Here is an 18,997-nt window from a genome sequence, read left to right on the forward strand (position 1 = left end):
GCTGAACATGCGCTGCAAGCGTTTCCCCTTATCACAATTCCGATCCCTCGGCCGCTTTCTCATCGCGGCGAGCTGCCTCTGCCTCGGGCTGATTCTAAACGGAACGTCCGCCCAAGCCTCCACCGTAGCCGACATCAGCTCCCACTACCAGATCGAGATCTGGACCTCCCAAGACGATTTGAGCAACCGCACCATAAACGCAATCAGCCAAGATGGACGCGGCTACCTTTGGCTCGCCACCCGCGGGGGACTGATTCGCTTCGACGGGCGGGACTTCAAGGAACGAGAGCTGCCCGACCGCTTTCGACCTCGCGGCAACAACATCCGCAGCATCGCCCGAACCATCGACGGACAAGTCGTCATCCAACCCACCAGCGCCCAAATTGTAAGCGTTACAGAAAAAGGCTTCGCCATTCACCCCGCTTCGGAAAGCGTTTCCCATCTCGTCCCCCACCGCCTGCAGGGGGCGAGCGACGGATCCCTTTGGATAAGCATCCGAAGCGGCAACGTATTTCGCTGGCAAGCCAAACAGGGACTTTGGCTCGAAGGCCTCTCCTCCGAAGCAGTCGCCAAAACCCAATCCAGCTTCGTCGAAAACGCTAAGGGCGACCTATGGATCTCCACCCCCTCCCTCTCAGGCATCTACCGCGACAAGCATCTCACGCCACTCCCCGAGGGAATAGGCACCCCGCATCTGCTCGCCAAAGGCTTCGACGAAAGCCTGCTTGTCTTCGAAAAAGACCGACTTCTCCAATATCGTAACGGCACTTTGGATACACTGGCAACAGACGTCCCCTGGAGCAACGCCCCCGAGCAACTCAGCAGCGCGAGCGTCGACTCGTATGGCACCCTCTGGATCGCAGCCGGACGTTTCGGGCTCCTCCACTGGAACGAAGGGAAATTCCACCCCGCCCCCAAGGTCTTCCCCGTTGTGAACGACGTATTCAAGGACAGGGAAGGAACCATCTGGGTCGCCTCTGAAGGCAACGGCCTCGGCAGGATACATCGCAAAGCCATGCGACTCCTGAACAGCGAAACCGGCCTAGCGGAAGACGTCAGCGTATCGCTACAGCTCGACCGCCAAAACAACATCTGGATCGCCAACGCCAACGGAGGCCTCTACCGCATGGTCGATGGAGAACCGCAAAGAGTCTCCCTCTCCTACCAAGACCTCCCCTTAGCCGTAAACGTTCTCAGCTTCGACTTGGATAACACCCTCTGGATCGGAAACACCAGTGGACTTTACCGCAGCAGACCACCCTACGCCACAGTCGAAAAACTGCCCGAAATAGAAGGAGAGGTTCACTTGCTCTTCACCGCAAGCAACGGCGACCTCTGGTGCGGCACCACCTTCGGAAAATTCGGAGGATCCCCAACCCCGGCGACCTTCGGTTACTATCGCGACGACACCGCACACCTCCTGACATCAGAAAACGGATACAACGGCCACTCGATCATGAGCATCGAAGAGGGGGAAAAAGGAGAGATCTGGGCCGGCACCTACGACGGAGAGCTGCTGCGCTACCACGAAGGAGAAGTAAATACAGAGTACTCTGGAAGCTCCATCCCCGACCTGCACTTCGACAGTCAAGGCAACCTTTGGATCGCGACCCTGAAAGGCCTCCTTCTCCGCACAGAGAACGCCTACCTAAACGTGAATCGAACCCTAGGATACTCGATCAGCTACGCATCCTCCATCCAAGAAGACTCCAACGGAAACCTGTGGTACGGACTCTATAAATTTCCAAAAGACAAATTGCTGGCAGCCATTGCTGGCGCAGGTCCCTCCGTTTCGCCGAAATTTGCCGGCGGCCCCAGTCGACACCTAGACCTGTCCTTTCTAGTGAACTGGTACCCGACCTCCCTCGCCGATCCCGACGGCAATCTCTGGTTCGCCACCTCTCGCGGCGTGCTTATCTTCGACCCCTCGACCGTGCCGCCCAACACTGTCGAACCCCGGCTATACCTCGATTCCGTCATGATCAACGGCAAAGAGGTAGACTCGGAAAGCGACATCGCTGTTCCTCCCGGCCAACACCGCTTCGAGGCCAGCTTCTCCGTTCCCTTCTTCGACGACTCACGTAACATCAAGGTCCGCTACCGCCTGCTCGGAGCCGGCGAAGATTGGCTCGACGCAAGGGACACCCGTACCCTCAGCTACTCCGCGCTCTCTCCTGGAAACTACGAACTCCAGCTTCAGTCCTCCACCGGGGAAGACTGGCGGCGTCAGCCGCTCGCAGTCGCATTTCGAGTCCTTCCCCACTGGTGGCAAACCGTCTGGTTCATCGTCTTCGCCAGTTTGCTAACCCTAGTCGCTTGCGCCCTCGCCGTACGAAAATGGTCGCAACGCCGCCTGCGCGAGCGCCTCCTCCAGCTCGAAAAGGACCAAGCCCTCGAGCGGGAGCGCACGCGCATCGCCCGCGACTTGCACGACGACCTCGGCGGCGGACTCAGCGCCCTCCAGCTGCTTGCCTCCCGCACCGCAAAAAACGGAAACGCCAACACCCAGTCCAACCTCAACCGCCTCGCCGAACGGGCCCGGCGACTCAACGCGGACGTGCACAGCATCGTCTGGCTTTTCACCCCCGGCGACGGCACCCTGCGCAACCTAGCGGAGCTTATCCAAAAGTACGCCCGCGAAGTCCTCAAAGGCAGCGGGATCGACTGCACCGGAAGCGATCCCAACCTCATACCCGCCGCCGACATACCGCCCGACGCGCAGCACAACATCTTCTTCGCCGCAAAAGAAGCTCTCGCGAACCTGCTGAAACATTCGAGGGCGACCCGAGCCACTATCTCCTTCGCTTTCGAGGGGAACACGTTTACCTGCAAAATCAGCGACGACGGAGTCGGGCTTTCCGACACGAATTCCGACTTCCTCGACGGAAACGGCCTCAACAACATGAAAGCCCGCCTCGCCGAAGTGGGAGGAACCCTACACGTCGAATCCAAGCCCAACCACGGCACGACCATCATCGCCCGCTACCCCCTCCCCCACTAAGCAAAGCTCAGAAAAACACATTCGATCTGACGATCCACAACGTTCAAGCTACCAGACCATGAGCATCTCCATCGCCATCGTCGAAGACAACCCAGAGCTCTGCGAAGAGCTCCAGCAAGTCGTAGCCGAAGAAGATTCACTCAAATGCGTCGCCGCCTGCCGCAACGCCACCAGTGCCTTAAAACGCCTCCCCGACTCCCTGCCCGACGTGGTGCTCATGGACATACGGCTCCCTGACGGATCCGGCATCGAGCTCGTACAAAAGCTCAGCCAACAACTCCCCAAGACCCAATTCGTGATGCTCACCATGTATCAGGATAACAAACACATCTTCGATGCATTAGGAGTCGGAGCCGTAGGTTACCTGCTCAAAGACGCCTCAAGCGAAGAAATCGTCGCCGCCATCCACGACGCCCACGCAGGCAAATCCCCCTTGAGCGGAACCGTCGCCCGCAAAGTGGTCACCAATCTGCAAAGCCAGCATACCCCCACCCAACAAAGCTACACCCTTACAGCCCGCGAATGCGATGTAATGGAACAGGTCGCCAAAGGCCTCGCCGACAAGCAGATCGCCGACCAGCTCGGCATCAGCCTCACCACCGTCAACACCCACCTAAAAAACATCTACGCAAAGCTCGACGTCCACTCCCGATCCGAAGCTATTTCCCGTTACTTCATGCAAAACGGCTAGCAGTTTCGCCTTTCCCCCTTACCCTTCAGCCTTCAGCCTTTCTCCTGTGTCCGATCAACCCTACAAGTTTCGCAAAAGCGTGGAGCGACTCATCGCCAACTTTCGCGGCATCCCCGAGAACTATCCCGGAGAAGCCCCGAAGACCGAGCGACCGATGGCCGACGTGCTGGAGCGCGTACTCAAGAAGTACAAGATCGGCCAAGACTCCCTCGAGGACCGCATCGTCAAGAATTGGGCTCAAATCGTCGGCGCCGCCAACGCCCGCAACTGCGCTCCCAACCGCATCGAGAAGGAACGCACCCTCATCATCGCCGTATCCAATCCCGTCATACGCCAAGAGCTCGAGTTCAACAAACGCCTCATCCTGCAAAACCTGCACAAGGTCGAAGGCGCCAAGAAGATCCGCAACATCTTCTTCAAGTCCGGTTAGTTAAATAGAGACCGCTGTCCCAGCGGTCATGTAGGAGCGACCTTGGTCGCGATCCGAAACGAGTCAATTCCACCGATCGCCTCGTCCAACAACGCACCCGTTTCCTGCCAATCTAATTCCGAGCCACCCGCTTTCTCCGCCAAATCCATCTTTGCCGCCTCCCATTCCCGGTTTTTGCGGCGGCGTTCCGCCCCCACCACGTAGCTCGCCGCAAAGCGAGTCGCCCGAAAGAGCGAATGTATCCTGAAATCGCTCTCTCCAACCGGATCCTGTAGGAGCGTGCTTGTCACGCGATTTCCCAAATGTCTACAGCTAGCGGCTTCTTAGCTTCGACAGCAAACGCAGCAGCTCGATGTAGAGCCAGATGAGCGTCACCAGCAGGCCGAAGGCTCCGTACCACTCTAGATACTTGGGAGCGCCCTTGGCCGCTCCATTTTCGATGAAATCGAAATCCAGCACCAAGTTCAGGGCAGCGATCACCACCACGAACAAGCTGAAACCAATCCCCACGATGCCGCTCTCGTGTATCAACGGAATCGATACGCCAAAAAAGCCCAAGACCATGGAGATGAGATAGACCACAAAAATGCCGCCCGTGGCGGCCGCCACGCCGAGTTTGAAATTCTCCGTGGCCTTGATCACCCCTGTCTTGTAAGCGAACAACAGGGCTAAAAGCGTGCCAAAGGTCAGCAACACCGCCTGGAACACGATCCCCGGAAACTGCAGCTCGAAAAACGCCGAAAGCACGCCAAGGACCAATCCTTCCACTACCGCATAGAGAGGAGCCGTGTAAGGAGCGACCGTCTTCTTGAAAATGGTGATCATAGCTAGCACCAAGCCGCCAATCGCCCCGCCGATCATCCACGGATACAGGACCGCCGGGTTCTCTCCCGCCTGAGCGACCGCCATGGTCTTCTCCCAAGTGAAGATCGCCGCCACCCAGAGCAAGCACAGCAGGATGCCCGTCTTGTTGACCGTTCCATTGATCGTCATCACCTCGCCCCGAGCCGCGGCCCGGTCGACATCAAACGCTTTATCACTCAAGGCAGGATTGGAAGTTCTCATAGGCCATGAAAATTGATCACCCCCCGCTCCGAAAGCAAGCGCAAGCGGAATACGAATCCCAAGGTAGAGCCCCGCCGTCCCAACGGGCATGTAGGAGCGACCTTGGTCGCGATCAATCGCAAGTCGACTACTCGATCTCCGCCAGCACGCTTTCGATGGAACGGATCTGCTCCGACGGGTAGAAGCCGTTGATGCGGCAGATGATCTGCTGGAGGATCCCGTCGGGACAGGAAGCGCCTCCTGTCACCAACACGCGGATACGCTCTTTCTCTGGCAGGAAGGCACGCGTCTCCATGATTCCTTGCTTCGGATCCTGCGGGTCGTAGGGAAAAATGAAATGCTCGATCTCCGCCTTCGAGAGAATGTTCTTTTCGCTCTGAATATAGAAGGCCCGCTTGCCGAAACGCTCTTGGCAGAGGCGGAAGAGCTGGAAGGTGTTGGAGCTGTTCTTGCCGCCTACCACGATGGCCGCGTCGATGTCCTCGTCGAGCGCCTTAGCGAGGGCGTCCTGGTTGACTTGGGTCGCATAGCAAAGGGTGTCGCCCTTGCTGCTCATGGCGAGGTGGTCGGTGATATGAGCCTCTCCGTAGGCTTCCGTCAAAGCGGCTTCGAGGTAGGCGATAATCTTCAGCGTTTCGTTGCGCAGCAGGGTGGTTTGGTTGACCAAGGCCAAGCGGTCGAGGTCCTTGCTCGGGTCGAAACCCACCGAGGAGCGGGAGAGGAAGGGCTCGAATAGGCGACGCTTCTCTTCAGCGGTCTCGGCCCGGATAACTGCCCCCAGCATGGCCGCTTCCTTCATGTCGCGAATCACTACCGAGGGAGCGTACTTGGCGCTGTTGGAAAATGTGGCCTTCGTCTCCTCGTGCTCGGCCTTGCCATGGATGACCACGGTGTATCCCTGCTGGCCGTAGCGGCGAGCCGCCTTCCAGACCTTTTCCACCAACATGCAGGTCGCGTCGTACTGGCGGATGGGCAACCCCCGCTCGATAAGGCGCAGCTTGTCCTCGTCGCGGGCCCCGAAAGCGGGGATGATCACGATATCCTGGTCGCTCAGGCTGTCCCAGTAGGGACGCCCGCTCGCCTCCTCCACTTGCGGGACCCCTTTGTCGCTCTGCAGGTACTTGAGCCCGCGCGATTGCAGGTCTTCGTTCACGAAGGGATTGTGGATCAGCTCGCTGAGCATGAAAACGCGCTTGCCGGGATTTGCCGCCAAGGTCTCGTAAGCCCGCTCGATCGCGTTTTGCACCCCAAGACAAAACCCGAAGTGGCTGGGCAAGAGAAACTCGGTCGCCCCGAAGTCTAGGCGGGCCGGCGTCGTCGCCGACCTCTCCTTGGCCCGCTTCACCGCCTTGATGGCATCGCACAAGGCGCTGTGGTAAAGGGCCACCGAACTGTCGTCTACCTGGTAAACCTTGCGGTTTCGCTCCTTCTCGGCTCGGAAACGGTAGATGTATTCATTTGTATTGAGATAAAGGTAGGGGATGCGAATGGCGTTGCTGCGAATGCGGGACACCACCGATTCGGGGAGCTTGTTTTCGGCGTAAAACGCCTGCAAGGGAACCGCGAACCAACCCTCTTCGCCCAAGCGCTCCGGCAGCTCCATCTCGTCGAGCGCTGCGAAATACAAGCCAGGCTCCACCTCCACCAGGTTTTCCTCCCGACCGAGCTCCTTCAGACGGGCAGACGCCTCGGCTACCGCCCCTTCGCCCATCGCGAACGCCTTAAATTTGCCGCAATTGCGACCGCGGCGCGTCACGATCTTGCTGTTGCCAAGGAAGAGGCAAACCACATCGGCAGCTTCGCTGAGGGTCGTTGGAATGGTGTTACTCGACTCGTTCGAATTCATGAGCGGCCCATTCAAGGCAGAATGCCCTCCACCGCAACGCCAGATTCTTAACGCGTTCGACGGATCAATCCTTCGCTTGCATGGCTCTGCTTTCTAGACACATTGCAGCAAATACAAAATTGGGACCTCCACTTCCTCCCCCCTCCTACCATGTCAGATTCCTCGGCTAGCGCCCAAATTGAAAGCAACCCGGCCAAGAGACGCGGTCTTGGCCTCGATCTTTTCCCGCTTAGGAAAACCGCTGCCGGATACAACAAAAAGGCCCTGTCGGGGGACCTGAAAGCCGCCCTCAACGTCGCCTTGCTGGCCTTTCCCCAAGGCATGGCCTACGCCGCCATCGCGGGACTCCCGCTCCGCTACGGGATCTTCGGCTCCGTGGTCGCCACCGTGATCGGGGCCTTTTTCGCCGGATCCAAGTACATAACACTCGGCCCCACCAACGCGACCTCGGTCATGGTCCTAAGCTCCTTCACCGCCCTCGGCATCGTGTCGGAACAAGAGGCGGTATCCAACCTTCCATTACTGATCCTGCTGGTTGGGATCGTGCTCCTGATCGGCTCGATCGTCCGGGTCGCCAGCCTCATCCAATACGTGTCGCGAACCGTCATCACTGGCTACATCACGGCAGCTGCTTCGCTTATCATCGCGAACCAGCTGCGAAAGACCTTGGGCTTCGACTTCACCCCCGCAGAAAAGGCGGGCGCCTCTACCTTCTTCCAAGTTATAGACCTGACCATCCGCCATCTGGGCGAAGTCCGATGGTCGACCCTCGGGCTCAGCTTGGCAACCGCAGCGATTTTCATCGTTCTGGAAATGTTCTTCAAGCGCCTCCCCAGCGTAGCGGTCACTCTCGTACTCTCCTCCCTGCTCGCGTATTTTGGCAGCCAATACATCGAAGGATTCTCCGTCGACCTGCTTCCCGGACTCAATGCCAGCGAATGGGGGCTCACCCTGCCAAACAACATAAGCCAGGATAACATAAACTTGCTGCTGTCGCCCGCCATCGCGATCGCCCTGCTATGTACCCTCGAGGGCAATTCGATCGGCAAGTCGCTGGCCGCCCGAGACGGGGCTCGCCTCAACGCCAACCAGGAGATGTTCTCCGCCGGCATGGCCAACCTGGGCTGCGCCCTCTTCTCCGGCATGGCTGCCTCCGGCTCCCTCACTCGCTCCCAGCTCAACGTGGGCTCCGGCGCCTTTACCCCCATCTCCGGACTCTACTCCGGCATCATTATGCTGGTGAGCGCCTACATCCTCGCCGGTTTCGTGCAGTACGTGCCCACCGCCGCCCTCGCCGTAGTCGTCATTTCCATCGGCATCTCCCTGCTCAACAAGCATCAACTGAAAATCGTCACCAAGAGCACACGCTCCGACAGTATCACCTTCTACGTCACCTTCCTCACCGGTCTCCTCTTCGCCCTCGACTTCGCCATCTACATCGGCACCTGCGTATCCATCGCCCTCTTCCTCAAGAAGGTCGCCAGCCCTGAAATCGTGGAAGTAGCCATCGACGATGAAACCGGGCAAATCGGGCATTTGCGCGACAAGGTGCAGCGCTCGGACCCAGAGGTCTCCATCGTGCACGTGGAAGGGGAACTCTTCTTCGGCGCCGCCGAACTCTTCCGCGACCAAATGCGTCGCGTGGCCGACGACGTAAACCTCAAGGTAGTGGTCATGAAACTACGCAACGCCCACAACCTCGACGCTACCAGCTGCATGGCCTTGGAGGAGCTCATCAAGTACATGAACGAGCGCGACCGCATCCTGCTCGTCAGCGAAGTCCGCCCCGACACCATGCGCATCTTCGAAAACTCCGGCATCATCAAGGTCATCAATCCGATCAACCTCTTCGCCGACGAGGAAAGCAACCCCACGCTCTCCACCGCCAAAGCCCTCAAACGAGCGCGCCAAATCCTCGGCGGCCTCACGCCGAAGGTCTCCATCTACGCCAAGGACAAACGCAACTAAGGGCAATCGGTTACAACAAGTGGGACGGCCGCTCCGCGGGCGTATCCCTCCCCCTACTTCAAGCGCTCCAGCCTCAGCCGCTGGCGTTCATCAAAGAGCTGCCCCTTGAGCAATCGGATCGCGACCGCCATGCCGAAACCGCAACCGCCCGCGATCATGAACCAGATCACGATCTGATACTCTACCGCTTCCACCGGAGAGGCCCCCGCTAGAATTTGCCCCGTCATCATACCTGGTAAAGACACAATGCCAGCAGTCGCCATGGAGTTGATCACCGGCGTCATGCCCGATCGGATACAGTCCTTGGCATAGCCGCCAATTGCGTCTTGGGCTCCCTGCCCCAAAGCGAGCCGTTGTTCGATAACGTTTCGGTTCGCGTGGATAGCATCCGTCAGTCGATCCATCCCCAAGCTGATCGCGTTCATGGTATTGCTGATGATCATGCCTAGGATGGGAATCGCGTACTGGGGCGCGTACCACGGGTCAGCTTTCACGACCACCAGCAGACCGAAGAGCGAGATGGCAAACGAGGAAACAAACAAAGTCGAGGCTCCGAGCCTCCAGCTACGCCAACCGGAGAGCTTGCGCTTCTGACGCGCTAGAATCTCTCGCGACGCCACCGCCAGCATGAGCGTAGCCATGATCGCAACCATCCAGAGCCGTCCTTCCTCGAAAAGGAAACGCAGCACGTAGCCCACCAAGGTGAGCTGGATCATCATGCGGGCGCCCGCTACGAGCAGGCTGCCCGAAATGCCTAGCCGCATCCCGCGAAACAAGGCAGCCAAAGCGACAAGGATTAAGGCCGCGAATCCAAGATCCCAATACGACAAGTCAATCGCGCTCACCCTAGCACCTCCTGCAAACGACGCCCTTGCATGCGCAAACGGCGGCCCCCCACTCGGGCTGCTTGAGAGTGATCGTGGGTTACCCAAAGGGCGCAGGCATTCGTCGACTTGATGTATTCGAGCAGCAAGTCTTCTACCGCTTGCGAGCTCGCAGCATCGAGGTTGGAAGTCGGCTCGTCCAACAGGAGCACTCGGGGCTGCCGGTCGAGCATGCGCAATAAGCCAAGACGCTGCCGCTCTCCCATCGACAGTCGCGTCACCTCCCAGCCCAAGCAATCCGCGGCCAAGGCTAGCCGCTGCAAGCGCTCCGCAGGTACAGGTTCAAGGAAATGAGCCCCAACCGTATCCTCCCACCACAAGGCCTCTGCAGAGAGAAAGCTGACCGAGCGCCGCCACTGCGTAGGCGAAATATCACTACAGGCTACGCCATCGAGATAAACCTCGCCAGCGTGCGGGATCAGATCCGCTATCGCACGCAGCAACAAAGACTTCCCCGTCCCTGAAGCCCCTTCGACACACAAAACTTCACCCGTTTTCACCTGCAAGGAAACCGGTTCCCAATCCAGAAAAGCGAGTCCCTCTACTTTCAGCATTCCCCGACCCTAGCGCGGAGTTTCAGGTCGCGTAAACATTCCCGTCGCAAAAATTCGCCCTTCACTCTTCAGCCTTCTCCCCCCACTCTACCCTAATGCCAACACGCATCGCACTCGTCGGCGCCAACTACGGGGCCACCCTTGCATCCGGTTTCGCCGACCTAGAGAACGCGGAGATCGCAGCTATCGCGGATCCCGATCAACACATCCGCGAGGAAGCAGCCGGCAAGCTCGGCGTCGCCCAGGACTCGCTCTTCGACTCGCTTGACGATCTGCTTCTAAGCGTCGAAGTCGAAGCGGTACTGGTCGCCAGTCCCACGCACTTGCACGAGCGTCACGCGGGAGCCGCCCTCGACCGCGGCCTGCACGTGCTTTGCGCCTCGCCCGTGGGCGTCAGGGGAAGCGAAGTCTCGCACATCGTGACCTCCGCTGGCCTCGTCGGAAAGATTTTCATGTGGGCTAATCCCCTTCGATTCGACCCGCGTGTATCCATATCTCAAGCACTGGTCGAAGCGGGGGAAGTCGGCGAGCCGACGCAAGGCTTCGCCAGTATCCAGATTGCGGATTGGCCGCATGCCTCCGATTCCTGGAGGCTGGAGCGTGACCTCGGCGGCGGAGCCCTGCTGGAGGTTGGAGCCCAAACGCTGGACGCCGTTTGGTTCGCCATGGGAGCGCCCGATCCCATGGAAGCCATGGCATCTCGCTTCAGCGCCTTCTCCGACAAGCACGGCGGCGATCTCGAGCACCCGGCGGAAGACTGCCTGAGCGGCCTCGTTCGCTTCAAGAACGGAGCCTGCCTGCAAATAACCGCCCAACTCAACGCTTCCCTCCCCGCTGGCGAACGCGCTCAAACGATGAGCATGCTAGCAACCCGCGGAGCCATCGACATCGCCAATGGCCAGCGACGCGACTCGGAGGGCACAGCCTACGACTTCGCCAATTCCTCCTGCTCCAGTTCCCAGCTTCGAGCGCTCGCCGTGTCATTCCTGCAAGCTGTCGAAACGGGCGAAGACCCGGCAGCCAACGGCAAGCAAGCCCTTGCCTTCCACAAGATGGTAGATGCCTTGCTTGAATCCGCACGGGAAAAGCAGGCCGTGTCCATCAAGGTGGAACGCAGCTTGGACGACCTATTTGGCGGACTCTGAACGTCTGCGCAATCAAGCGCGTCAATCTACGTATCCGTTTAGGGAAAGCCGACGCCTCGTCGAACTCGCCTGAAGTGCCCTCCAGCACACTGGTGTTTGGCTCAACCTCAGCATTTTCATGAAACCGTTTCTCGCCAAGCTTCTCATCGCTCTCTCGCTCAGTTTCGCAGCGGGCGCCACCGTGGTCGCCGACCGCGAGATGGCGAAAGTCAAGGACATCGAGATCGTCGAGAAAACGGACGTGCGCTTCCCCGGAACCATGCGAGCCATCGGAGTGAGAGAGGGCACCGTTTCACTTGTCGTATCCGTGGATGCGAACGGGGAAATCCAAGATACCTTCATCCTGGAAAGCACCCGCAACGCCTTCACCAAGTCCGCCCTGAAATCCCTTTCCGAATGGACGTTCTCCCCGGCGACCTACAACGACGCGCCCATCGCCTCCTCCCTGCGCATCGACCTCAACTTCCAAGTCGACCGCCGCCTCGCCTGGCAAACCATCCAGGCGCCGGGACCTGCCGACGTGACCCGCAGCAGCACCGAAGAACGCCCCGTCACCAAGGCCCAGTTCGAGGAGCTCGACTCCATTCCGCTGCCGATCGAAATGACCGAGCCGACAGCGAAGGTGGACGGAATCGCCACCGTGGAATTCTACATCGACGAGCTAGGGCACGTTCGATGCCCGCGCATCGTCGCCGGTAGCAGCTTAGCCTTCGGACGCAGCCTTCTCGACACCGTGTCGAAGTGGAAATTCGAGCCGCCGCTCGCGGCCGGCAACCGCACCAATACCATGGTCCGCCAAACGCTCTCCCTGCGCAACGGAACATTCGCTTCCGCCGATACCCACTGATCCTCGCTTCGGAAGGTCTTCTACTCTTCCTCTCCCCAAATGTCGCCCGAGGGACCGATCTTGCTGCACAAGATTGCCTTGAGGGCCTTGCGAGCCCGGTAGAGGCGCGTCTCCACCCCCTTGACGGAGCAGCCCACAACTTCGCCGATCTCCTTGTAGCTCAAACCTTCGTACTGGTAGAGCAGCAGGGTGACCCGCAGGTCGTGCGGCAGCTTGTTGATCGCGTCCTTCACGATCTCGATGCGCTCCCGCCTCAAAGCCTCCTCGTCAGGAGCCGCCCCTTCGCCCGTATTGGCAAGCGGATGCACATCGCGATCCGCCTTGCTCATGTCATCCGTCAAACTGTCTTTGCCAAAAGCCGGGTGCCGCCGGCGCCAGCGTTCGAAATTCTTGCAGAGGTTCGAGAGCGAGGTGAAGGCCCAAGCGGAAAACTTGGTTCCCTCCTTGAAGCGATCCCGGTTCTTGTACACCCGAACAAATAGCTCCTCCACCAAATCGCGCGCGTCCTCCTCGCTCTGCACGTAACGGTAGGCGAAACTGAGAAACGGGCGCTGCCATCGGACCATGAGCTCATTCAACGCTGTATCGCGCCCCCGGCGCAGCGCTTCAAGCAACGCGAGGTCAGTCTCGTTATCGGATGGCATTAAGGGGGATCAGAAAAAGGGGCTAGATTCCCATTGGGGGAATTGGGGCGGAGGATTGTTGCAAATACCTAGAATTGCTATCCTCTGGGACGAGGGTTGGTCTAGTTTATTCTGTTTTGAACGATGGAAAAGTAGCGTTTGCGCTGATCCACGTTCATCACGTCACTCACCGAGGCAATCAAGTCGCTCGTAGACTTCACGCAGGCCTCGTCCAACTTCCGCTTCGCTTCCATGTAGTTGCGAATTTCCAGGTAGTCGACGTAACCGCTGGTGACTCGTTCCGCCTCTAGCTCCGCCAGCAAAAGCTCCAAGTCCCGCACCTTGCGGGACAGCATGCGGATCTCCCGCTCACGGTCCACGTGCAAGCGGGTGATGCTAGCGAATTGTTCTTCCGACAAGTCCAACTCCGACCGCAGCCACTCCATCTCGCACTCCGCGTCCACCGAAAGGCAAACCGGCGCGAAAGCGTTCACGTAACTCAAGTGCGCCACAATCCCGCAGGCCAAGCCGACCACTATCACTGAAATCGATTTCCACATGGCCGGAGACTACTTGAAGAGGTAAGTGTCCTTGATCAGCGGGTCGATGACCTGCTTGTAGCTTTCCGCAAGCTGCTCGCCGCGCTCCACCTGCTGCTGGGCCACCCGAAGCTCCGCCAAAAGCAAGCCTCCTAAAACGCAGGCCACCACGAAGGCGGCAGCGTAGACCGGGCGGTTGAGAATAGACTGCACCAGACGGAAGAAGTTCGGCAAGGCGGCTGGTTCGAGGTCCTCGTTCGCCACCCGCGCCCAAACGCGAGCGTTGAGACGGGGATGCTCGATCTCCACATCCTGCCACAGCTCCAAGGCCTGGTCTAACTCTTCTGACTTACGGTCCATTTACGCGATCTTTGATGCTCTCAGTTCAGTTTCGTTCGAAACGATTCCGGGCACGCCAAAAAACGATTCGATAAAAACCTTACGTAGCACAACACCCAAGCTCCAGCTCTCACTTCACGAAAAAATACGGATTCGCGAAGATGCTGGAAAATCGCAGAATATCAGAGCTGTCGTCCTCCGCTGCGCCCCCAAATGGGGGGAACCGGTGAATGTCTCGCCTCCCAGCCTCGGTACCCTCGGTCCGCATTGCGAGAGCTGCACCCTATCGACGACTAGTTGCAGCCGCAGCCGCCACCGCCGACTCCCTCTCCCCCCGTGGACGCCTCCCGGGAAAAGGTCACGTGGGCCGTCATGACGCCCTCCAACTCGTCGCGGTCGGAACGCATGCCATACTCGGCCAAGTTACCTTTTTGCCACGCTTCCACCGACTGGCAGCCTGACATGAGCAGCGCTCCCAAAGACACGCCAACAAGCACGAACACCCGGACAGCCCCCGCTTGACCCTTTTTCATCGCTCCACCTCCCGCAAGAGATCGGCGATCTCGCTCTCCAGCTTTTTCGCCGTTTCCTCTCCTCGCCAGCCATAGTGCACCGAGCGGATCACCCCTTTGGCATCTACCAAAAAGGAAGTCGGCATGACCTCCACTTCCGCGTCAGCTACCAGCGATTGCTTATGATCCCATACGACCGAAAAGCTTGGCCCGGCGCGATCCAGAAACCGCTGCATCGCCTTCTCGCTGGAGTCCACGCTCACCGCTATTACTTGGAAGCCAGCGTCTTTGTTTTCCTGATACAAACGCTCCATCTCCGGAAACGAGGCCTTGCAAGGCGCACACCAGGACGCCCAAAAGTCCACATAGCTTACCTTTCCCTCCAGCTCGGGAATCTCTCCCTGCAAATCGAAATCTGCCAGGTCCGGCAACTGCTGCCCCTTCTCCCAAGCAGCGAAGCAAGCTGCCGCAGCAATGAACGAGGAGAAAAAGAACGCTCCCAAAAGTCTAAGACTGTACAACGTATTCATAAAATCGTGATGTTTGATAGTTCGAGTGTTCCGAGACGAAACAGGCCTCGGCTCCAAAGTTCGCTTCCATCAGTTCCGCTCCCCTTTCCGGCCCCGCCACAAACGCAGCCGTAGAAAGCACTCCCGCCTCCAAGCAGGAGCGAGCCACCACCGAAACAGCCAAAAGGCCGTTCGCAACCGGATAGCCCGTGGAAAGATCGATGATGTGACCATAGCGCTTTCCCCCGAGCACGAAATTTCGATGGTAGTCGCCCGAGGTCGCAACCCCGCCTCCTTGCAGCAGGGCCAGTCCGGTCCAGGTCGTTCCCGGACGAGTCGGATCTTCCAGTCCGATATGCCACGCGGGCGAATCCGGTGGCGTACCCAAAACATGGATATCCTGTCCAAAATCGACCAAGCAATTTCCAATTCCGTACTCCACCGCAAGGCCCGCCACCTTGTCCACCGCGTATTCCTTGCCAAATCCGCCGAAGTCTAGGCACATTCCCTTTTCGGGCAGGAAAACTTCACCCGGACGCCGCTGCACCTTCTGCCAACCGACCAACGACTTGGCTACGGAAATTTCCTCCGGACTGGGCAATTCCGATCGTTTGCGGCGATAATCCCACAACCCGATCAAAGGCATTCCCGACGGATCGAGTTGCCCGTGGGTCATGAAATTCAAGTCGTCGCACAGGGCTAGCAGATGCTCGAAATCCTCATCGACCTGCACCCAATCTTCGCCCGCCTTGCGATTCACCTCCGAAAGCAAGCTCGTATCCAAAAACCGAGAATACTTGCCCTCGAAAACGCCGACCCATTCAACCGCTGCGTCGGAGAAGGCAATCGCCCTAGGACGATCTTCTAGGGCGAACAAGACCGAACACGCCGTCCCCAAGGCTTGGAACTGCAAACGATAGAGCCGCCGCCCCTCGTCGAAAGAAAGGCGGCTATCGATACACTTTCGGTACGCCTGGTCGCTCGCTAAAACCACCAGCTTCCTCCAAGGGTTAAAATATCCGCGCTCGGGAAAGCCTCGTCCGAGGTATTGCCGTCGCGTCCCTTCATCTCGTAGCGCTCCCAGCTCGCGTCTAGGGAAACGGCTTCCGATAACTTGTAAATCGCCTTCAGCCCAAAGGTTTCCGTCTCCATCTTGGCCAGACGGTAGTCCGCAGAATAAAACGGGCCCCTCCCGAACTCCGTATCGAGAGGATTGATACCGGTTCCGTTCAAATCCGTATAATAAAAGTCAGCCGCTCCCTGGGAGTAGTAACGATAACTGGGGCGCAGCGTGAATGCGTCACCGATTTTCTGATACCATTCGAAATCGAAAGTGTGGCTTTCGATTCCCCAAGAGTCGCTGAAGAAACGATAGTCAAAGTCGACGCTCGCCCGTAGTCCCGGAAAAAACCGTTTCACGTTGGCGAACCAGATGCGGCGCAGCCGCTCGTCCGGCCGATGCTCCGACGTTTCTTGAAAGAGAAAGAATCCGGGCAAGACTTCCAAATTCGCGGCGATCGACTTGTAGGGATCCGACAAATACCCATCGAACTCGCTGTAGGTGAAGTTCAGACTGGCCACCGTGTTGGGATCGAGCACTTGGCTGATGCCCACATAAGCGTCGAGGCTCTCTTTTTCGCGGGCCTCCGAGAAGAAACTCGGCTCGATCTCGTCGTCGATGTAGGAAAGCCCATAACTGAGCCCAGTGTTGCGCTTGTTGTACTCGGAGGTGTTGTAGATCGCGTAACCCTTGGAGAGGAAATCGCTTTCCTTGCTGTGGGAAAACTGGAAGGAGGTTTTGTGGATACCGTTGGTCCAATCGAGATCGACAACCCCCGCTTCCCGTACATCCGTGATCTCGGAAAGAACCGTTTCGTCCCCGTTCCTGCCATTGGAACCCGTCGGGGTCGCCCCGGAAATGGTGTCATGCACCCCATGCAGGCGCAGGGCGAGGCTCTGCGTGATGGCCTTCTCGCCGCCCACATACTTCGATAATACCCGCACCCGTCCGTCATCCTCCTGATAGTCCTGCCATTTGACGGACAAATGGTCCTCCGCTCGCGTCGGCTTCACCCAAGCGATTTGCAAGTAAGCTCCGAAGGCAATGACCCGCAGCGAGGTCGGGAGCGAGAGGCGAACAAAATTCATGGCGTATCAAACGAAGGGAGTGAGGGGAGGCGAGACCTCAGCGGCTAGCTCGCCCCACATAGACAACGCAGCAATCGTCAATTTGCACTAAGGAACAAGTTTCTTGAAGGATATTCCCATAAGGACGTGGCAAAAGCGCAAAAACCATCAACATTGCCTAGGTAGCAACAATTCCAAAACGACACCCCTCCATGAGTTCCCAATACCTTTTCACGTACGGCACCCTGAAAAGCGACCAGCCCGAGCACGCTCAACACTGCCTTCCTCCACTCTCCATCGTCTCGGCCAAGGCTTGCGGCACTCTCTGGCGCCTGCGGGAAGGGTATCCCATTCTGCAGATCGAGCCGGAACTCGCCTTGCTAGACGCCAGCAAGGACCTCGTAGCGGATTGGGCCAAAGCCTTGCAAGCAGAAGCGAGCGACTCGCCTCCCCAACTGGAAGGCAATTGGATCGAAGGGCAGCTGTTCGAGTTTCCGCTGGAAGCCGACGTCCTCAAGAAAATGGATGCCTGGGAAAACTTCATCCCCGGCGTCAAAAGCGCCTACCAACGCCGCTTGATCTGGGTAAAAACCGCCGACGGCGCCGACCGCGTTGCCTGGGCCTACGTCTGCTACTCTCCCCCCAATTGGGCCACAATGCTGAACGAAACCAGCTGGAACGCCTGAGTACGACAAAAAGGATAGCACTGCAGGACGCGACGCCCCCTTCTGAGCAAACCCGGTGGGACGGCCGCTCCGCGGGCGTCAATAGCCCTTTCCCTCTACCCGCCGATTCGCTTCAACCAAAAGCGCATTGGCTTCGAACTCTCCTCAGACTCGCCGATCTCCTTCCAGGAGAAGCTCGCTTCCAGATCCGGCTGCTCCACGAAGCCGTACTTTTTCCAAAAGGCCGACAAATCCGCATAGTCCGGCGGGCGCCTCGGATCGTCCTCCGCCCGACGCACCGCGCAAAAAGCGCAGTAGTCGAATCCCCCCAAAGCGCGAGCATGCCGCTCCCGCTCCTTCATAAATCGCGAGCCAATCCCCAGGCCGCGATACCCTCGTCGCAAAACCGACTCGCCAAAATAGAACACTTGCTCGATCGCGTATCCACTTTTCAAGAACGGCTCCGCAAATTCGCCGTCCGCATCCGCCAGCGGCAAGCCCGTCGAAACGCCCACCACCTTGTCCCCATCGAAAGCCAGCGCGAATACGCTTCGCTGCGACTCAGCGTAGGACAGCAAGTACTCCGACTCATAGTCCAGGCTGCCTTCGTAGAGATAAGGGTACTCCCGAAAGACCTCCATACGCAACAAAGCGAGGTCCGGCACGTAAGGCCCAACCTCGCTTCCTGAAACCGTCTTGACGCTAATACCTGATGTATCCATCAGACGGATAAAAGTTAAGGTGCGACTCTCCCGCCTAGAAAGGGGATTCCTCGAGATCGTCGAGGTTACCGCCGCCGGACGATCCTTCCGAGCCCGCTGCGTCGAGAGCTGGCGAAACTTGACCGCCCGCGTTCTCGATCTTCCAAGCCTGCAGGTTCACGTAGTAGCGGCCCTTGTACTCGTTGCCTCGGATATTGAAGCTGACCTTCACATGATCGCCCACCTTGAGCTTGTCCACCTGCTCGATTTTTTCCTTCGTCGCCTCGAACTTCACGTCTTGCGGAAACTTGTCCTCAGTAGTGATGACAAACTCGCGCTTGCTGAAGCCGCTGGAAAACGTCTGCGTTTCTTCGATAACTTTTACGGATCCGACCATTTCGTACATAGACCCGCACTCTTGGAGGCCGCTCAGCCGATGTTAAGCCGAAACTTCCAGAACTTACTCACAAAGGAAGTGGGAAGCGGCCTTGCGCCGCGATTTCAAATGGAATGATCGCGACGCAAGGTCGCTTCCCACAATGAACAATTGA

General features: G+C 58.4%; 21 protein-coding genes. 7 read left to right on the forward strand and 14 right to left on the reverse strand.

Going from position 1 to position 18,997, the window contains the following annotated elements; translation table 11 throughout:
• Positions 1–7: 7 nt before the first annotated feature.
• From IEN85_RS02195 to IEN85_RS02205, 3 genes are read left to right on the forward strand one after another with little or no spacing between them, the layout of a single operon-like run.
• On the forward strand, positions 8–3,001 hold the full coding sequence (locus tag IEN85_RS02195; RefSeq protein WP_191615437.1) for a sensor histidine kinase: 2,994 nt from the start codon (positions 8–10) through the stop codon (positions 2,999–3,001).
• Between the two features lie 58 nt (positions 3,002–3,059).
• The gene (locus IEN85_RS02200; protein ID WP_191615438.1) at positions 3,060–3,692 is read left to right on the forward strand and encodes a response regulator; all 633 of its coding nucleotides are present in this window, start codon (positions 3,060–3,062) and stop codon (positions 3,690–3,692) included.
• 46 nt (positions 3,693–3,738) lie between these two features.
• A complete protein-coding gene (locus IEN85_RS02205) occupies positions 3,739–4,122 on the forward strand; it encodes a DciA family protein (protein ID WP_191615439.1) in 384 nt (127 codons plus the stop codon).
• A gap of 26 nt (positions 4,123–4,148) precedes the next feature.
• Here IEN85_RS02205 and IEN85_RS02210 read toward each other — a convergent pair whose 3' ends face one another.
• The 3 genes from IEN85_RS02210 to ispH form a co-directional block, all read right to left on the reverse strand.
• Complete coding sequence (locus IEN85_RS02210; protein ID WP_191615440.1) at positions 4,149–4,412, reverse strand: hypothetical protein; 264 nt, start codon at positions 4,410–4,412, stop codon at positions 4,149–4,151.
• A 22-nt stretch (positions 4,413–4,434) separates the two neighbouring features.
• Positions 4,435–5,187 (reverse strand): Bax inhibitor-1/YccA family membrane protein, encoded by a 753-nt coding sequence (locus IEN85_RS02215; RefSeq protein ID WP_191615441.1) that lies wholly within the window; start codon positions 5,185–5,187, stop codon positions 4,435–4,437.
• Positions 5,188–5,314: 127 nt separating this feature from the next.
• On the reverse strand, positions 5,315–7,033 hold the full coding sequence (gene ispH / locus IEN85_RS02220) for a 4-hydroxy-3-methylbut-2-enyl diphosphate reductase (protein WP_224772409.1): 1,719 nt from the start codon (positions 7,031–7,033) through the stop codon (positions 5,315–5,317).
• A gap of 150 nt (positions 7,034–7,183) precedes the next feature.
• Between ispH and IEN85_RS02225 the strand changes: the two genes are divergently transcribed.
• Positions 7,184–9,001 (forward strand): SulP family inorganic anion transporter, encoded by a 1,818-nt coding sequence (locus IEN85_RS02225; RefSeq protein WP_191615442.1) that lies wholly within the window; start codon positions 7,184–7,186, stop codon positions 8,999–9,001.
• A 53-nt stretch (positions 9,002–9,054) separates the two neighbouring features.
• Here the strand turns inward: IEN85_RS02225 and IEN85_RS02230 are convergent, their stop codons facing one another.
• Together IEN85_RS02230 and IEN85_RS02235 are read right to left on the reverse strand one after the other, a co-directional pair.
• Positions 9,055–9,846: an ABC transporter permease gene (locus IEN85_RS02230; protein ID WP_191615443.1), complete on the reverse strand. Its 792-nt coding sequence runs from the start codon at positions 9,844–9,846 to the stop codon at positions 9,055–9,057.
• Positions 9,843–10,439 (reverse strand): ABC transporter ATP-binding protein, encoded by a 597-nt coding sequence (locus IEN85_RS02235; protein ID WP_191615444.1) that lies wholly within the window; start codon positions 10,437–10,439, stop codon positions 9,843–9,845. The genes IEN85_RS02230 and IEN85_RS02235 overlap by 4 nt, the downstream gene beginning before the upstream one ends.
• A 95-nt stretch (positions 10,440–10,534) precedes the next feature.
• On the opposite strand from IEN85_RS02235, the gene IEN85_RS02240 reads away from it, so the two are divergent.
• Positions 10,535–11,584, forward strand: coding sequence for a Gfo/Idh/MocA family protein (locus IEN85_RS02240; RefSeq protein WP_191615445.1), 1,050 nt, complete (start codon positions 10,535–10,537; stop codon positions 11,582–11,584).
• 118 nt (positions 11,585–11,702) lie between these two features.
• Positions 11,703–12,431, forward strand: coding sequence for a TonB family protein (locus IEN85_RS02245; RefSeq protein ID WP_191615446.1), 729 nt, complete (start codon positions 11,703–11,705; stop codon positions 12,429–12,431).
• A 20-nt stretch (positions 12,432–12,451) separates the two neighbouring features.
• Here the strand turns inward: IEN85_RS02245 and IEN85_RS02250 are convergent, their stop codons facing one another.
• From IEN85_RS02250 to IEN85_RS02280, 7 genes are all read right to left on the reverse strand, one after another.
• Positions 12,452–13,075 (reverse strand): RNA polymerase sigma factor, encoded by a 624-nt coding sequence (locus IEN85_RS02250; RefSeq protein ID WP_191615447.1) that lies wholly within the window; start codon positions 13,073–13,075, stop codon positions 12,452–12,454.
• Between the two features lie 101 nt (positions 13,076–13,176).
• On the reverse strand, positions 13,177–13,614 hold the full coding sequence (locus IEN85_RS02255; protein WP_191615448.1) for a hypothetical protein: 438 nt from the start codon (positions 13,612–13,614) through the stop codon (positions 13,177–13,179).
• Between the two features lie 9 nt (positions 13,615–13,623).
• Positions 13,624–13,953, reverse strand: a complete 330-nt coding sequence (locus IEN85_RS02260; RefSeq protein ID WP_191615449.1) for a hypothetical protein — start codon at positions 13,951–13,953, stop codon at positions 13,624–13,626.
• A 272-nt stretch (positions 13,954–14,225) separates the two neighbouring features.
• Entirely contained in the window at positions 14,226–14,465 is a 240-nt protein-coding gene (locus IEN85_RS02265) for a DUF4266 domain-containing protein (RefSeq protein ID WP_191615450.1), read from the reverse strand.
• Positions 14,462–14,974, reverse strand: a complete 513-nt coding sequence (locus IEN85_RS02270; RefSeq protein ID WP_191615451.1) for a TlpA family protein disulfide reductase — start codon at positions 14,972–14,974, stop codon at positions 14,462–14,464. The genes IEN85_RS02265 and IEN85_RS02270 overlap by 4 nt, the downstream gene beginning before the upstream one ends.
• Positions 14,952–15,947 carry an FAD:protein FMN transferase gene (locus IEN85_RS02275; protein WP_191615452.1) on the reverse strand — a complete coding sequence of 332 codons (996 nt, stop codon included), beginning with the start codon at positions 15,945–15,947 and terminating at the stop codon, positions 14,952–14,954. Before IEN85_RS02275 ends, IEN85_RS02270 begins: the two co-directional genes overlap by 23 nt.
• Positions 15,938–17,101 carry a DUF3570 domain-containing protein gene (locus tag IEN85_RS02280; RefSeq protein WP_191615453.1) on the reverse strand — a complete coding sequence of 388 codons (1,164 nt, stop codon included), beginning with the start codon at positions 17,099–17,101 and terminating at the stop codon, positions 15,938–15,940. The genes IEN85_RS02275 and IEN85_RS02280 overlap by 10 nt, the downstream gene beginning before the upstream one ends.
• Positions 17,102–17,292: 191 nt before the next feature.
• Between IEN85_RS02280 and IEN85_RS02285 the strand changes: the two genes are divergently transcribed.
• Entirely contained in the window at positions 17,293–17,766 is a 474-nt protein-coding gene (locus IEN85_RS02285; RefSeq protein ID WP_191615454.1) for a gamma-glutamylcyclotransferase family protein, read from the forward strand.
• A gap of 95 nt (positions 17,767–17,861) precedes the next feature.
• Here IEN85_RS02285 and IEN85_RS02290 read toward each other — a convergent pair whose 3' ends face one another.
• Positions 17,862–18,467 carry a GNAT family N-acetyltransferase gene (locus IEN85_RS02290; protein ID WP_191615455.1) on the reverse strand — a complete coding sequence of 202 codons (606 nt, stop codon included), beginning with the start codon at positions 18,465–18,467 and terminating at the stop codon, positions 17,862–17,864.
• A 34-nt stretch (positions 18,468–18,501) separates the two neighbouring features.
• The gene (locus tag IEN85_RS02295; protein ID WP_191615456.1) at positions 18,502–18,852 is read right to left on the reverse strand and encodes a DUF3127 domain-containing protein; all 351 of its coding nucleotides are present in this window, start codon (positions 18,850–18,852) and stop codon (positions 18,502–18,504) included.
• Positions 18,853–18,997: the final 145 nt, after the last annotated feature.

This window comes from Pelagicoccus enzymogenes (assembly GCF_014803405.1).
In the GTDB taxonomy this organism is placed as follows: domain Bacteria; phylum Verrucomicrobiota; class Verrucomicrobiia; order Opitutales; family Opitutaceae; genus Pelagicoccus; species Pelagicoccus enzymogenes.